This window comes from Bdellovibrio sp. HCB209, from assembly GCF_047306065.1.
In the GTDB taxonomy this organism is placed as follows: domain Bacteria; phylum Bdellovibrionota; class Bdellovibrionia; order Bdellovibrionales; family Bdellovibrionaceae; genus Bdellovibrio.
Genome location: NZ_CP178618.1, coordinates 3,004,677 through 3,021,194, shown reverse-complemented (window position 1 = coordinate 3,021,194; position 16,518 = coordinate 3,004,677). Strand labels below are relative to the sequence as shown.

Genomic DNA, 16,518 nt, shown 5'->3' with positions numbered 1-16,518 from the left:
CATGTAAGGTGTCTAAGACTCTGACAGCCCGCAAAGAGCGGCTCTGTCTCAAAATGAGATTGGCCTGCGGCGGAAAAGAAAAATCCCAGGAATTTCTTCCTGGGATTTTTTAGATCTTATTGGTACTGACGACGCTTAGATAGATGCCGCTGTCAGGATCAGGTTTGAAAGCAAGTTGATTTGAGCATCAACTTCAACACGGTTGAGGTCGTAGTACTTCACCGCGCGGTCGTTGGCAGCCATAGCCGCATCAGCCAAATCACTACCTTGGAAACCTTGGTTGCTGTTAAGGTACTTCGTCGTGAACTCAACAGAATTCATTTTCATGAATTGGTCGAATTGTTCAGGGCTTTTCTCTTTCATGCCGCCAATAATGTTCAAGTTTGACATAACACTCTTGATTTCGCCCAAAAGGAAGTCTACTTGCGCTGGATCTGCTTCGATCGTACCAAGCTCTTCAGCAGCCTTATTGTAAGCGTTAGCAACTTCACCCAAAGTCATTTTCGCAAGTTGAGCCGCAGATGGAAGTCCTTTTACAACCGCAAGTACTTTTGCGTTGTTTGCATTCTTAGCATCGAATGCTTTTTTGGATTTCACTGCTTGCAAGGAATTGAACTTGTTCACAAGTGCAATTGCATCCTTCGCTTCGCTATCAACTACTACAAAGTATCCGCCACCAACTTGAGCGTAAGCTTTGGCACCCTTCATCAACTCTTCAGTTGGCTGACGAGTGAATACACCGCGAAGTGTGTTCAAGCGGGAAGCACTTTCCTCTTCCTTACCTGGGATCATCGCGCCGCGAACAGTTGATGTGAATGCTGCAGTCAACATGTCTTGCTCTGCCGAGAAGCGTGGGAAGCTCAACTTATTCAAGTACTCTTTGTACTTAGCGCTGTCGGCTGAGTTACCCATGTATTTGCTAACAGATGAACCCGGAACACCCGAAGTTACGCGAGCGTAGACCGTCTCTTGCATTTTTTTACGGAAAGCCGGCTCATCCATGAAGGATGGACGGAAATCCGTAGAGTAACCGTTGTACGAAGAAGTCGTGTGATCTGTTAGAACCGCAAGGGCCATCAAACGGTCACCTTGAGTACCAACGACATCCAACGGTTCCATCGCTGCTTTAGCTGAAAGGTCAAATCTGAATGTGCTCAACTCATAACCGATCTCGTTGAAGAGCTTCAGTTTTTGATTTGCCCAGAAACCTTGGTTTTGAGCTTCAGCACAAGTTCTGATCGACGCATTTTTAGTAAAGAACATTTGGTTACGTACTTTTTCTAGCTCCATCAAGCTTGGGATGCCTTGTTCGTCTGTAAGTACGCAGTACTTGTTCTCAAGTGTCGCTACTTCCATCAAGAAGTTGAATACTTCAGTGGCAACAGGGCGGTATTGTTTCACGAACTCAGAGTACTGAGGATCGCGAGACATTTTAGCGATAACTTGGTCCAATTGCTCTTCAGTCATTCTTTCTAGGTACTGTTCGTCTTGACCGATGTAACGAGCAAGACCGATACGCCATTCTTCATAGAAGCGAGAAAGAGGGAAGAAGAAGCGAGAAGCACGGTAGATCATCAAGCGATTCGGGCTGATGTTACGTAGTGAGTCTCTGCGGAAGTTTAGCAACTGGTAAGAAGCTTGGTAGTCCGCGATGATGTTACGAACCACTTCAACCGGAGTTACACCCGCATCATGACGTTGACACATAGGATCTGCAGAGATCGATACGTCTTCATCCGTACAGAATTTATAAGGACGCAGAGTCGCAGATTTTTGTGACAAGTTAGCCGCGATAGTTTTGTTTGTATCCAGAGTTACGATGCTACCGTTGCTAGCTTCAACTGTGTTCACATAACCGAAGCGGATCGCTGCGATATCATATTTACCTGGTTTCAATAGACGGTCTTCATTGAATGATGGGTATTCCATCACAGAAGAAGAGCGCACTTGGTGTTCCGTTCCAGATTCTTTAGTTGACCAGAAGTTCGCTGAGTCATTTGAACCCATGAAGTTATGGCGAAGACCAAAGTTATGACCCAATTCGTGAGTCAAAGTACCCATGAACTTCATCACTGCGATTTTGCGTGAGCAATCGTCTAGAACTTTGATTTCATTTTCATTGTGTGACTGACCTGTTTTTTTCAAAGTCGCTACGTAGTCGACCAATGAAGAACACTGTGCTTCGATTTCTTTGTGGATATTGCCAGATGCGATAGCCACGTCGAATTCTTTCGCATTTTTATTAGTGCGCTTTCTGAAATCGATATTCTGCATTTTGAACTTGTTAGGGTTCTTATCGTCAGCAGTGTAAAGCTTAAGACCTTTCATCATCGGAACATAGTCAGAAGCTACTTGCATAGCATTGCCAGCCTGCTTAACTACCATTTCGGTCATAGCAGTCATATGGCCAGAGATACCTACGATGCGACCTTCGTTCAAGCGACCCAATTTCATGTCGATGTAAGTTCTCAACTCATCGATCACGGCTTCACGAATTGGCGTGTAATGCACGTTTGTCGTTGCAGAGATGATCTCACCCGTGAATGGATCTGTTACTGAAGGACCGAAACCGAAAAGGTTTGAAGCCGTCAGGTTTTCAATAATATTGATAGCGTTGTAGCGAAGGTCACCCAACTCAACGTCTTGAGTTTCATCCAAAAGAACGTTGACGTTAGAGCCCGCAGCTTTAAATGCGTCATCCCAGTTTTTGATAGCTTCGCGTACGTATGGACGGATCCATTGCGGAGTCGTTTTCGTGAAGTGGTACACGATTTTACCAGCGCCTGGATTGAAGCGAGAGATGTAGAGGTTTTTTTCTACGTCTTCTTGGCGAGTGACTTCATAGTTTTGTACAACTTGGCGTTCAGTTTCAAAGTAACCGAATTGACGTTTGTCATCTTTGAAAAGACGTTTTGGTTGATACTTAGTATCTTTAACGCGCATGAATGAGTAACGCGTGCGAATGTTGTCGCGGTTGTTTTCTACAGCGTAAGACAAGTAGTCGTCTTTAACTTCCAAAGAAACCAGACGAGCTTCGCCCGAGTTCATCAAAGAGCGAGAAGCACCGAAGCCTACAGAAAGGTAAGGGCGTTTGCTCCAGTGAACTTTACCGTCTTCAGTTTCAGCCATACCCGTACCGTTGCCAGTAACTTTGTAGGACTTCCACTCAACTGGGATCGTCAAAGCTGTTTTGAAGTTTACGTCTTCTTTTTTGATCAAGCGTTGGTCGATATTTAAGTTTACGACCTTAAGATCAGTTTCGTTTTTCAAAAATTTGATACGAGTTGAAGGCGTCAGAGTTTGGTCGTAAGCAGCGCCTTGACCCAATGACTCAGAGTCTTCTTCCGGAGCAGAAGTGATTGTTTCGTTGTAGTACCATTCACCTTCGAAGTAATCAGCAGGCAAAATGTCAGTTTTAACAACGGCTTCGAAGATTTCACCGCGTGACAAGTCCATACGGAACTGAGTCGCGTTGCTGATGTCTTCTTGATTGTGTTCGTACTTAGTAGATGTCTTTTCACCCATTTCATTTTTAACACGGTCTACAGTTAGACGTGAAGTGATTGGGTAACCAATAAGAGGAACAGCAAGTTCGCCGCTCTCCAATTTAGTAGCGTAAGTTACTTCATTAATAGGAAGGTCTTTTTCCGGAGCTACTTTATATACCTTAAGGTAATTTTGCTCGACGCGGATGAGACCTTTATATTTCATGTTCTTTTTGCCGACGATCGCAGTGTCGCCCAAAAGCTTTTTAGCTAGAGGATCATTGACCTCATAAGCGACAACTGAGAATGAGTCATCACCAAGTGATTTGGCTTTAACGTCGATTTGAGTGGCTCTGGAGAAGTTTCGTTTTTGACCTTCAATAGAAGACGTCGTTGTGATTTCAAACGTTTTGCCATTGTATTCGGCCACCGTTAATAGGTTTTCACCTTGCCCTGTTGCGAATTGAGCATCGCGCTGCTTTGTACAAGCGGCGGTAAACAATAGAAAGGCAAGAGATACAATTACTAACTTATGCATGAAAACCCTCCCGGAGCCTTTGCTCCGCTAAATGCTATAAATGCATGGGGGGTGCCACGAGATTACAGATCGAATTCGATTTGGGATGACTTGGCAGATTCTTATCTGACCAAAGTTTGGACAGGGACGTTTCTGGGCCGCCTTGTGCACATATTACACTCAAAGCCTTTGGACTTTCGTGTCTCAAGGTGAGACGTGCACTGGTTGTTCAGCAGGCATCATATGTCGGTACCTTCGGGCCTGATTACAGGTGCTGCGGTGTTTTTGTTTGGGCGAGTGGGGACCTCTGCGATATTCTTCTCGAATCTATTAGGGGGCATCATGATTGTTCAACCTCATATTTTAACCAAAGCACTAGACGCCGCACTCTCTACAGGGGCGGATTTCGCAGATATCTTTGTTGAGGACACGTACTCTTCAAATCTTTCAATTCTGAGCTCTAAAGCTGATCAAGCCATCGTTGGTCAATTATATGGTGCAGGCATTCGTTTGTTCTTTGGGCACGAGATTGTTTACGTGACGACAAATGATTTATCGGAACAAGGTCTGGTAAAAGCCGCTTTGAATGCAGCGAAAAGCCGCGGGACGGGCGAGGCAAAAAAAGCGATGCCTTTGATGCAAGTGCCATTCGACTCTGTTCACACATACGGAGAAAAACCTTGGGAGATGAATCGTGATCGCAAGTTCGCGTGGATGAACTCTTTGGATCAACATGCGCGTAATCGCAACTCGGCGGTAACTCAAGTTGAAGCCGCTTTGAATGAAAAATTCCAGAAAGTCCAAATCGCAAACTCTCGCGGTTTGATGGCTTATGACGAGCGCGCCTACAGCCGCTTGAATATGGAAGTCTTTGTCGAGCACATGGGTGTTAAAGAAAGCTCCAGCGAACGTTATGGCCATATGGGAACTTCGGAACTTTATGATGGCTTAAATCTGCAAAGCTTTGCTCATGAGAATGTGGATCGCGCCATGGGTTTAACAACGGCTAAGTTTGCTCCAGCCGGTGAGATGCCGGTTTTGATTGATAACTCTTTTGGTGGAGTGCTTTTCCATGAGGCTTGTGGCCATGGTCTTGAAACAACATCCGTAGCGAAGGACTCTTCTGTATTCTGCGGTAAGATGGGTCAGAAAATTGCCAATGAATGTGTGACGGCTATTGATGATGGCACAATCAAAAATGGTTGGGGCTCTTTGAATATCGATGATGAAGGTAACAAAACTAAACGTACAACCTTGATCGAAAATGGCGTGTTGAAATCTTATATCGTAGATGAAATGGGTGCACGTCAGACAGGTTATGATGTGACTGGTAGTGGTCGTCGTCAGTCTTATAAATATGCTCCGGCGTCTCGTATGAGAAATACCTTTATTGATGCGGGTAAGGATTCATTTGAAGAAATGATCCGTGACGTTGATTACGGCCTGTATGCGAAAAACATGGGCGGCGGCTCCGTGAACCCAGGAACTGGCGATTACAACTTCCAAGTTCGTGAAGCCTATATCATCAGAAATGGTCGCATCGAAGAAATGGTGAAAGGTGCCTGCTTGATCGGTCGTGGTATCGATACACTTGGCAAAATCACTAAAGTTTCAAATGAATTGAAATTGGCGACGGGAATGTGCGGCTCGGTGAGCGGTTCTATTCCTGCAGCTGTAGGACAACCACAAATCTTGGTTTCAAGTTTGATGGTCGGCGGGAGAGCAGGCTAATGGATACTATTAAAGAGAACTTCCAAAAGATTGCGGCTCAAGCAAAACAAGACGGTGTGAAAGTTGAAATGCTGATTTCCGGTGGAGAAAGCCTGGAGTTGGGATTCCAAAAGAAAGCGTTGAAGGATTTTGAATCCACGCAAACACAGATGGCTGGTCTGCGTGTCCTTAAAGGTGCAAGCCAAGGTTATGCCTATACAGAGAATCTTTCCCTAGAGGCTTTGTTGCGCACGTATACGGAGGCGTTGAACAATGCCAAGACAGTGCAAAACGCGGAAGCCTTTGAAATTCCGATGATGAAGCCACAGGCATTCAAAGCGATGAATCTTTTTAATCCTGAAGAGATCGACATGGATAAAAAGATGGAAGTGGCAAAGGCCCTTGAGGAAAAATGTCTGGGGTTGGATGCACGAGTTCAGGCCGTTCCGTATTCGGGATTTTCTCAAGGATCTTCATTTTCAAGAATCTTGAATTCCGAAGGCGTTGATCAAGAATTCAGACAAAGTTATTACACGGGGAGTGCTGCACCGTTAGTGAAAGAAGGCGAAATTTCAAAAATGGGTGGCGAGGGATTCTTTGTTCGCTCATTTGCTGAAATTAATGTGGATGAAGTGGCGCGCGAAGGTGTGAACAATGCTGTGAAATACTTAGGGGCGACAAAACTAAAAACAGGGAACTACCCTGTGGTTTTGGATCGCAAAGTGTTTCCGACGGTTCTGGCGATGCTTCTTTCCTACCTTTCTGCCAAAGAAGTTCATGAGAACAAGTCTTTGCTAAAAGGAAAAGTCGGACAAAAAGTTGCCGGCGACAAATTCACTCTGATCGATGATCCGTTTGAGCTTCATGGTTCTGCTGTCAGACCTTTTGATGCCGAAGGTGCTCCTTCGCAGAAAACTGTTTTGTTTGAAAATGGTGTGCTTAAAAATTTCCTGACAAATTTAGAATATGCTCAGCGTATGAATTTGCCTCACACAGCCCATGCCGCTCGCGGTCCGAGTTCCCCGATGGGAATCGGTCCTACGAATATGGTGGTGGCTAAGGGGACAAAAACTCAAGAGCAGCTATTGAGTCAGTTCCCAGGGCAGACAGTTCATATCACGAAATTTACGGGCGGCTTGCATGCGGGCTTTAAAGATTCCACAGGGGATCTTTCGATGCCTGCTGAGGGTTTCTTGTATGAGAATGGCAAATGCTTAGGGCCGATCGATCAATTCGTCGTCTCTGGGAATGTGCTCGATGTTTTGCGTGATATCGTGGAGCTAGGGGACACTTACGGTCGACCAGGCCGTAGCCTGATCGCACCTGATGTCTTGATTAAATCGATGAGCTTTGCTGGCGGCTAAGCTCTTACGAAGCGATACGTTCCTTGATGCGGGTGAAGAGACCTTTCTTCACCCAGATCTCTGGAGAGCTTTGTAAACGCTTGTAGTTTTCGTCGATATAACGAAGCTGATCGTGCAGAAGGTCCACCGCTTCTTTCGCCGTATGGTAGTTGTTCGACGAAATGAAGTTGCGGTAAGTAGGGCCTTCAATCCACAAGTCTCCCTTGTGATTCAAAGTGATACACACATCAGAAAAACCGTAGATTCGATTTTTTCCCTGATTGGGAATCTCACCTTCAAATTTTAGATTACTAAAGAGCCAGTTCTGTTTGGCTTGTTCTTCCAGTTTGTTCGCAATGTATTGACGTGCCTGTGCGCTGACCATGAAGAACTCCTTTCCTACATGTGATTATTTTATCGGATGGAGGAAGCAGTTCTTTAGACCTTGGGCCAGGAAAAAATCAAAAAATATTGGCTGTGTTAAGAGTGAATTTCAGTTTCGCCGAACCTTAGTTCGGCAAACTATTACTGATTCGTCAGAATTGCTCTCGCGATCTCCGTGAATCCGATTCCACCGCGAGCAGCAGCTACATAAGTAGGCTTGTGTTGGATTTGATCCACAAAGTTTTGAATATTCGAAACAGCAAAACTATTGGGAAAGTATTGGAACATTGGTTCGTCATTTGGGGAGTCACCGCTGAAGCCACAAACTTTTTTAGCGTCTTCAGCTGAGACACCGAATTCTTGTTCTAAGAATTTTAGTGACATTGAAAGTTTGTCGTACGAGCCAAACCATCCATTCACGTGAATAGAGCTGACTTTCGCTTGAGCGCCGTGGGACTTAAAAATGTCTACGATCTTTTGCACTTCAGATTTTGGCAGGGCAGGGACATCTTCACAAAAATCAATCGCAAGATCCATCAAGCGACAAAATTGATCACTCGCCAGTTCGCTGCCGGGAACTTTGTGGAGGATTTCTTTTTCTAATTGATTCAATTTTGCGCGATTGTTTTTTTGAGTTTGCTCATCAAAGAAAAAATGACGGTGCATTTTTTTGCCGTGATAACGGAAATAGAAACCGCCGTTTTCACCCACGATACCACTGACAGGCCACACACGAGCGATCATCTCGCACCATCCCGCGGGACGACCTGTGACAGGGATCACTTTAATTCCTGCGTTATGCAAATTCCACATCGCCTCATAGGCTTCGGCTCCCAAAAGACCTTCATCTGTCAGAGTGTCGTCGATGTCTGTGAGTAGAAATTGAAGCGATGATTTGAATTCAGAAATTGGTTTCATGCTCACAAAGGTATCTGCTTTTGGTACTGCTTGTCAAAATTCAGACTTGCATAATGGGGGCTCTGCATTCATGTTTTGTCTATATATTATATCCCGGTTACAGGCCGGATGAAGGGCTGGGTACATGGCCAAAAAGACAGAAGCTGCATCTGACGGCATCAAACTAGTGATCGTAGAGTCCCCAACGAAGGCTAAAACGATTCGTAAGTTCCTTGGTAGAGACTACGTGGTTGAGTCTTGCATGGGGCATATCCGTGATTTGCCGCAATCCGCAAAAGACATTCCTGAAAAAGTTAAAAAAGAAAAATGGGCTCAGCTGGGCGTGAACGTTGATAAAAACTTCGAGCCTTTGTACTGCATCCCGAAAGACAAAACGAAGGTCGTAAAGAACCTTAAAGATAAACTCGACGAAGCCTCAGAGCTATACCTCGCGACCGATGAAGACCGCGAAGGGGAGTCTATCAGCTGGCATTTGCTTGAAGTTCTAAAACCAAAAGTTCCAACGAAACGCATGGTGTTCCATGAGATCACTAAAGATGCGATTCAAAAAGCGTTGAAAGACACGCGTGAAATCGATTTCAACTTGGTTCGTGCGCAAGAGGCACGTCGTGTGTTGGATCGTTTGGTGGGTTACACGATCTCTCCACTTCTATGGAAAAAAGTGGCTTACGGTTTGTCAGCGGGTCGCGTGCAGTCTGTGGCTGTGCGTTTGATCGTTGAGCGTGAGCAAGAACGCATCCGCTTTAAAAAATCATCTTACTGGGGCGTATTGGCTGAATTGTCGAAAGACGGCGTAAACTTTGAGTCTCGCTTGCAGCAGTTCAAACAACAGCGCGTCGCTACGGGTAAAGACTTTGATGGTCTGACAGGTCAGCTGACAGCGGGTAAAGATGTTTTGGTTCTGGGTGAAAAAGACGCTGCGAAGCTTTCTTCTGATTTGAAATCAGGTCCATGGACAGTTTCTGATGTTGAGGAAAAACCAACATTCAGAAAACCAGCGGCTCCTTTCATCACTTCAAGTTTGCAACAGGAATCGAATCGTAAATTGGGTCTATCTGCTCGTGAGACGATGCAGGTGGCGCAAAAACTGTACGAGCAAGGTTTCATCACCTATATGCGTACGGACTCTACGTTCCTTTCTAACGAAGCGATTAGCGCGGCTCGCGATTGTATCACTTCTAAGTACGGCAAAGAGTATTTAACTCCACAGCCGCGTACTTATGCTGCGAAAAAAGTTAAAGGTGCTCAAGAGGCCCATGAAGCGATTCGTCCAGCGGGCAATCAATTCCAAGATCCTGATGAAACAGGTCTAACGGGTCATCAATTTAAACTTTACGATTTGATTTGGAAACGTACGATTGCATCGCAAATGGTGGATGCTCGTCAAAAGCAAGTTAGCGCAAAAATTTCTGTGGGCGATGCGATCTTTGGTGCTTCGGGCATGACGATCGAATTCCCAGGTTTCTTGCGTGCCTATGTTGAGGGTTCCGATGATCCTGAAGCAGACTTGGCAGAACGTGAAGTTCGCTTGCCAGCACTTAAAGCGAAAGACTCTTTGAAGTGCACTAAGCTTGATCCAACTTCTCACGAAACAAAACCTCCGGCTCGTTATACAGAGGCAAGCCTCGTACAAACGATGGAGAAAGAGGGCATTGGTCGTCCTTCCACTTACGCATCTGTTATCGGTACTATCATCGATCGCGGTTACGTTCGTAAAGGCGGCACGGCTTTGATTCCAACATTCACAGCAATGATCGTTTCTAAACTGTTGAGCAGTTATCTGACTCAATATGTGGACTTGGGCTTTACTTCTGAAATGGAACAAAGCCTGGATAATATCGCTGATGGTGAACTTGATTGGGAAAGCTATTTGGCTTCCGTGTACAAAGGCCCTAAAGGCTTGCGTGCGATGGTTGATAACCAAGAAGAAAAAATCAATCCAGATGAAGCTCGTACGATGTCATTGGAAGGCATGGATAAATATAAATTCCACGTCGGCCGTTACGGTGCTTACTTAACGACAAAACGTGATGGCGAAGATGTCAGCGCGTCAGTTCCAGATAATGAATCACCTGCAGATATTACTCCAGAGATCGCAGAAAAATTGATTGATCAAAAAATCAATGGTGCGGATGCCTTGGGTAAAGATCCAAAAACAGGCGAGCCTATTTACGTGCTAAGTGGTCGTTATGGTCCTTATGTTCAGTTGGGTGACGTGTCGCCTGAAAACGATAAGCCAAAACGTGCTTCACTTCCGCCGAACATGCAGCCAGAGCAAGTGGACTTGCAGACGGCTCTTGATTTGTTGTCATTGCCAAGAAGCCTTGGTGATCATCCGGGCACGGGCAAAGACATCAAAGCAGGCTTGGGTCGCTTTGGTCCATTCATCGTTCATGATGGGGACTATCGTTCGATTCCTAAGGGCGAAAGTGTTTTGACTATTACTTTTGAACGCGCGATGGAAATGTTGTCGCAACCTAAAAAAGGTCGCGGTAAGGCAGCAGCTCTGCGTGATTTGGGTGCTCATCCAGAAACGGGTGATGCGATCCAAGTTTTCAACGGTCCATATGGTCCTTACATTAAGAGTGGTAAGGTCAATGCATCGTTGCCTGAGGGCACAACCGTTGAGGCTGTGACTTTGGAACAAGCCGTAGCCCTGATCAACGAGAAGGGCCCAGCAAAAGGTTCTAAAGGTAAAGGCAAGGCGAAGGCTGCCGCAAAACCTAAAGCCGCTAAGGCTGCTAAGGCTGCTAAGGGTGAAGCGAAAGCCGCTCCGAAGAAGAGCTTGAAGGAAGCTGACTCTGCCAAAGAGAAAGCCCAAGCCCTGGGAGTTAAGAAAGTCGTAACTCGTAAAAAGAAATAACGAAAAGCCGCTGAGACCCAGCGGCTTTTTTTGTATCATGATGAGACTCTGTTGAGAGTCGATGCATTCATGTTAGAATTGTAGTTCGAGGAAAATATGAAATTTTTGATTTTGGCAGTTATTACGGCAGCTCCAATTTTCGCTTATGCGCAGGTGCAATCACAAAGTCAGTGTGTGACGACGATTCGTGCTCGCTCGCTCTCGGTTTCTGCGGCGGATGCTGAAAAGCTTTGCGCCGGGGATTACCCGGAAGTGGTGAATTGTGCTGTGACGGCTCGCCAGACATCCTTGTCTTCGATGGATTCAGCTCTTAAAAAGTGTCGCGATCAGTGGGGGACTACCGGTAAGGACATCACTCCCAAAGAGCCGGTGAAGGCAGCGGAGGCACCTAAGGGGGCCGTTGCGGTTCCGGTGGATAAAATGGCTCCTGATACCGAGAAATCGGAAGAATCTCCAGCGAAAGACCCTAAAAAGGACGACGCCTCATTTGAGGAGCTTTAGGGGCAAGTCCTTAACAGAATGCTAACTGGACAGGGCGGTTGGCTCTGTCTAACAAGTAGTCACAAGCCTTGAAAAAAAGAAAATTGTGCAGGGCTCTTTCGTGCGGCCGAATTTTTTGATAAATTTTGAAGCCCGTAAGAGGAATGTGGTACATGAGTGATGAAACAAATAAAAAAGGCCAACTCGATTTAGGAATAAATCGCACACCGGAGAAAGATAGAAACTTTCATCTGGGTGGCCGTAGTTTTTATTTCTTCGACTTTGATGACAACATCGCCTTCCTGACGACTCCCTTGGTTTTATTCCACAAAGAAACTCGCGCAGAACAATCGATCTCCAGTGGTGACTTTGCTCAGCATAACGCCACGATCGGTAAGAGCGGTGTTTACGGTGAGTTTGAAATTGATTTCTGTGACATCACTGGAACTTTCAGAAACTTCCGTGATCACAACATCTCTGATCTGGAAAAGATCTCAGGCAAAAGCCAAGTCTTTGTTCAAGACGTGGCAGCAGCCCTAGGCTTCCCTGACTTCCAATGGAAGGGACCTTCTTGGGAGTGCTTTTATCATGCGACGTTCAATCAACGTCCTTTGTCAGTTATCACGGCCCGCGGACATCATCCTGATACGTTGAGAGACGGTATTAAGGAGTTCGTAAAAAATAAGGTTTTGCCTTTGGAGCCGAACTACCTAAGCCTGTATCCGGTGAGTCACAAACCGACGCGTGTTTTGCTGGGTGACACGAACTTTACGGAAGGCACTGCTGAGTTAAAGCAACGCGCTATCCGTGCAAGTGTGGAAAAAGCTATTGAGATCTACGGGTATAACGCTCATCACCGTTTTGGTATGTCCGACGATGACCCTAAGAATATCCAATTGATCGTTGAGGAAATGACTCGACTTAAGGCGAGGTTTCCAGAGATGTCGTTCTTTATGATCGAAACTCAGCACGGCAACTTCATCAAACACGAAGTTAAAGCCGGGGGACTTCAGGGACAAAAAGTGGAGGACCTCTCTCAACTTTCATTCTTTGAAGATGACAGACGTAAGTCTTAATCAAATTACAGTCCTAAATTTCTGACCTCCCTCACAAATAGCATGCTCTAGGAAAAATTCCTGCTAATCTTAATGGATTAGTACGCTCTCGCCCGAGAGCCAAGGAAGGACCATCATGAGTTCAGTCTCTAAGGGATTAAAGGGTTTAGTTGTTGCGGGCTCTCTCGCAATTTCATCTGTTGCTGCGGCACAATTGAAAGACGGTTTGGAGTGCAGATACATCTCCGTTATCGAACAAGGTTTCCTCGCGAACCACGTTAAATATTCTGATCGCAATGCTGAACTTGCAAATCGCGTGATCGAACAATATTTGAAACGCCTTGATCCTTCCAAAATTTATCTAACTCAAGCAGACGTTGACGCTATCAAAAAAGATATGGCGAACGTTTTCGAAAAAACTAAAGGCAGAGATTGCACATTCTTGGATAAAGCTCAGAAGCTAGTTCTTGAAAGAGTTCAAGATCGCGCGAACTTTGCAAAAAAATACTTGGGCAAGGATTTCAAATTCGATGAGAAAACTGAATTTGCATTCGATCCAGATAAAAAAGCATGGCCTAAGAATAACGACGAAGCTAATGACTACTTGAAAAAATACATCCAATTCCAAATCGGTAACTATCTTGCGACTGATATGAAATTGGACGAGGCGAAAAAGAACGTAGAGAAAAACTATGAACGCGCCGTAAAACGTACTCAAGAAACAACGTCTGACGACTTGTTGTCTGGTTACCTAGATTCTTTCGCAAGAGCTTTGGATCCACATTCAAGCTTCTTCTCTCGTGACGTCCTTGAAGATTTCGAAATCCAAATGCGTCTATCTTTGGAAGGTATCGGTGCGACACTTTCTTCTCAAGATGGATTCACAGTGGTTGAAGCGTTGGTTCCAGGTGGAGCTGCTGCAAAATCTGGTTTGATCGAGCCACAAGATAAAATCATCGCTGTTGGTCAAGAAAAAGGACCAATGGAAAACGTGATCGATCAGGATTTGAAAGACGTAGTTAAAAAAATCCGTGGTAACAAGGGTTCGAAAGTTCGTTTGACGATCTTGCGTAAAGCGGGAGAAGGCAAAAAACGTTTCGACGTTACTTTGGTTCGTGAAAAGGTAAATCTTGAAGACGAAGCAGCTTCTATCACTTATGTAGATAAAGAAGTTGATGGTAAAAAGAAAAAAATCGGTATCTTGAACTTCCCAAGCTTCTATGCGGATTCTCGTCGCGGTGGCAGATCTTCTGCTGCTGATATGAAGAAACTGATCAAAGAAGCGGTTGAAAAGAAAGCAGACGGATTGGTTCTGGATCTTTCTAACAACGGTGGTGGTTCTCTAGAAGACGCGGTTAAAATTGCTGGTTTGTTCTTCCAAACGGGTAACGTAGTAAAACAGTCTTCTAAAAATGAAGGCCGTGCAGAAGCTGCTCTTCGTGATACAGATTCTACAGTTGATTGGAACGGACCATTGGTTGTTCTAACAAGCCGTATCTCTGCATCTGCTTCTGAAATCGTATCTGGTACTTTGCAAGATTATAAACGTGCTGTTGTCGTGGGTGGAGATCACACTTACGGTAAAGGTTCTGTTCAATCTGTATTGCCGATTCCAAACAACTTGGGCGCAATCAAAGTAACAGTGGGTATGTTCTTCGTTCCATCTGGTAAATCAACTCAGCACAGAGGTGTTGATGCGGACATCGTTCTTCCAGGTCCATTCTCGACTGATGATATCGGTGAGAAGTACATGGATTACTCTTTGCCGCCAAAAACTATTGAGGCTTTCATCTCTCCAGATGCTTTCGTTAAAGAAGGCCCTGGTGCTTGGAAAGAAATCAAACCTGAATGGTTGAAACAGATGTCTGAAAGATCTGCTGACCGTGTTGCAAAATCTGACGATTTCAAAAAAATCGTGGATGAGTTGAACAAAGCAAAAGCCCGCGGCAAAGTCATCCGCGTGAGCGAAGTGCTAAAAGATAAAAACGAAAAAGAGAAAAAAGAGAAAGCCAAAAAAGTAGCAAGCAAAGCGAAAAAGAACGAAGAGTACTTGAAGCGCGCAGATATCCAAGAGGCGACGAATGTACTACTTGATCTGATCCAACTTGAAGACGGCAAAGCCTTACCAGCGGCGCCTAAGCAAGCCAACGCTAAGTAGAACTGCTAGATTTGACATGTTAGTTGTTGTTAAGCCCGGTCTAAAAACCGGGCTTTTTTGCATTTAAGGGCCGTCTCATTTTGAGACTTAATTCGGGAATGCTGATTGCTTTTAGAGATGTGTGAGTTGGATTTTTATCTCTAAAGGGAATAGCTATGAGTAGGCTGGCTTTGGCTGCAAAGGTTATTGGCAGAGTGGTGACGGTTGTCGTCATGGTGGCTGTATTTGGAGCTGCTATCGCTAATGCTGGAGTCGCTGAGGTTCAAGCCGGGCTTTCTGGTTTCATAGCCCATATTAATAAATATTCTAAGACGGTGAAGGTTGAGAAGGTTTCATCTTTGCCTGATGGTAAGCACGCAGACGTTACTATGGTCTTAGAGAACTCTCGTCCTACCTATGTTATTCGCTATGATTCTGTGGCGGAAGCCAAGCCAGAGTTATTAGTTCGTCCTATGGCTTTTGTTTTGACGGTTCATATGAATCTTTCTAGTAGCTATGGCCGTATGGAGCTTTTCTATAATGCGGCTCAAGGGAGCAGGGCTGCGCAGGCTGATTTGGCATTTAACGAAGTCCGTTTTTCTCACTCTCCAAATTCAGTGAAATTTGCGAAGTCTTTCTTAGTGAATGCGACAGATGGCCTTGATGCAAAAGTAGATGCTTTAATGGCGAATTATGAGGCCGAGAAGGAAGCTACTAAGCAAGCTCGCGAAAAAGCTTTTAAAGAAGTTCGTGCTAAAGATCGTAAACTTCAAAAAGAACGCTCTGAAACTCGCGCACTCGATGCGTGGGAGGCTCAAGAGTTAAAACTTAATGATTTGGTCGTTCGCAATGACCGCGCTGGCGTGGCTAAGATGCTTGAGGCTTATTTGCCTTGGGATGTGATGGACGCGTTTGAAGCGAAAGTGTGGAGACAGTGGGTCGAGGCTATTCGTACACCTGACTGGAATAACACCATGGTCGCTGTTCGTGGTGTGGATTATGAAACTGACAAGGTTCAAAGATTGAAATTGGCTGATGGCACTGAACGCTTAGGATTCTTTTCAACTGTTCTGACTAAAAACCAAGGCAGTTACACTCGTCGCTTAAGATCTTTGACGACGAATCGTGAGCAGAACGATATGTCGGATTCATCAGCGGCCAAGCTATTAACGAATCAGTACTGGAATCACTCGGCGGACCCAAGAGCTTCCAGCTTTATCTCTTTTACTCTGGATCCTCAGGTGGCATCGGGTTTTGTCGGTGGACCTAAATTTAAAAAGAAATCCGTAGAAGCCGGTGGTGGTGTTCTGGCTGTGCGTATGGACAGTCGTCGCTTGTTTCCGAATATGAGCTCGGGCCTTGCGGGAGAGATTGAATACCTGGCTCCGTTGATAATATTCCCTGATGAAGTGGTCTCTTATAAAGAGGTCTTACGCTACGAAGACAGTGCTCGCGTGATCGAGTCCGTTGTTGAAGAAGTCAAAGCTAAAACGGGAATCACTTTGGTTGAACAAAGTGGCAGCATGGCAGAGGAACGATTTACCAAAGCGGGAGGCGAAGCCTTCAAGCGCCAATTGGAAGTTCCAGTTCAGATTATAAATATGTGTTCTAAGGTTTTTAACTAAT

10 protein-coding genes are annotated in these 16,518 nt (G+C 45.2%); 7 read left to right on the top strand and 3 right to left on the bottom strand.

Annotated elements, in window-relative coordinates:
* Positions 1-135: 135 nt before the first annotated feature.
* Positions 136-4,023 (bottom strand): zinc-dependent metalloprotease, encoded by a 3,888-nt coding sequence (locus ACLVWP_RS14620; protein WP_413558279.1) that lies wholly within the window; start codon positions 4,021-4,023, stop codon positions 136-138.
* A 321-nt stretch (positions 4,024-4,344) separates the two neighbouring features.
* On the opposite strand from ACLVWP_RS14620, the gene ACLVWP_RS14615 reads away from it, so the two are divergent.
* Entirely contained in the window at positions 4,345-5,733 is a 1,389-nt protein-coding gene (locus ACLVWP_RS14615) for a TldD/PmbA family protein (RefSeq protein WP_413558277.1), read from the top strand.
* On the top strand, positions 5,733-7,076 hold the full coding sequence (locus tag ACLVWP_RS14610) for a TldD/PmbA family protein (protein ID WP_413558276.1): 1,344 nt from the start codon (positions 5,733-5,735) through the stop codon (positions 7,074-7,076). The genes ACLVWP_RS14615 and ACLVWP_RS14610 overlap by 1 nt, the downstream gene beginning before the upstream one ends.
* A gap of 4 nt (positions 7,077-7,080) precedes the next feature.
* On the opposite strand, the gene ACLVWP_RS14605 is transcribed toward ACLVWP_RS14610, so the two are convergent.
* Together ACLVWP_RS14605 and ACLVWP_RS14600 are read right to left on the bottom strand one after the other, a co-directional pair.
* Positions 7,081-7,440, bottom strand: a complete 360-nt coding sequence (locus ACLVWP_RS14605; RefSeq protein ID WP_413558274.1) for a hypothetical protein — start codon at positions 7,438-7,440, stop codon at positions 7,081-7,083.
* Positions 7,441-7,580: 140 nt separating this feature from the next.
* Positions 7,581-8,357 carry an HAD-IIB family hydrolase gene (locus tag ACLVWP_RS14600; protein ID WP_413558272.1) on the bottom strand — a complete coding sequence of 259 codons (777 nt, stop codon included), beginning with the start codon at positions 8,355-8,357 and terminating at the stop codon, positions 7,581-7,583.
* Between the two features lie 124 nt (positions 8,358-8,481).
* On the opposite strand from ACLVWP_RS14600, the gene topA reads away from it, so the two are divergent.
* From topA to ACLVWP_RS14575, 5 genes are all read left to right on the top strand, one after another.
* Positions 8,482-11,220, top strand: coding sequence for a type I DNA topoisomerase (topA, locus tag ACLVWP_RS14595; protein WP_413558270.1), 2,739 nt, complete (start codon positions 8,482-8,484; stop codon positions 11,218-11,220).
* Between the two features lie 96 nt (positions 11,221-11,316).
* Positions 11,317-11,721, top strand: a complete 405-nt coding sequence (locus ACLVWP_RS14590; RefSeq protein ID WP_413558269.1) for a hypothetical protein — start codon at positions 11,317-11,319, stop codon at positions 11,719-11,721.
* 152 nt (positions 11,722-11,873) lie between these two features.
* Positions 11,874-12,776, top strand: coding sequence for a hypothetical protein (locus ACLVWP_RS14585; protein WP_413558267.1), 903 nt, complete (start codon positions 11,874-11,876; stop codon positions 12,774-12,776).
* 115 nt (positions 12,777-12,891) lie between these two features.
* Positions 12,892-14,913 (top strand): S41 family peptidase, encoded by a 2,022-nt coding sequence (locus ACLVWP_RS14580; protein ID WP_413558266.1) that lies wholly within the window; start codon positions 12,892-12,894, stop codon positions 14,911-14,913.
* 155 nt (positions 14,914-15,068) lie between these two features.
* Complete coding sequence (locus ACLVWP_RS14575; protein WP_413558265.1) at positions 15,069-16,517, top strand: hypothetical protein; 1,449 nt, start codon at positions 15,069-15,071, stop codon at positions 16,515-16,517.
* Position 16,518 lies beyond the last annotated feature (1 nt).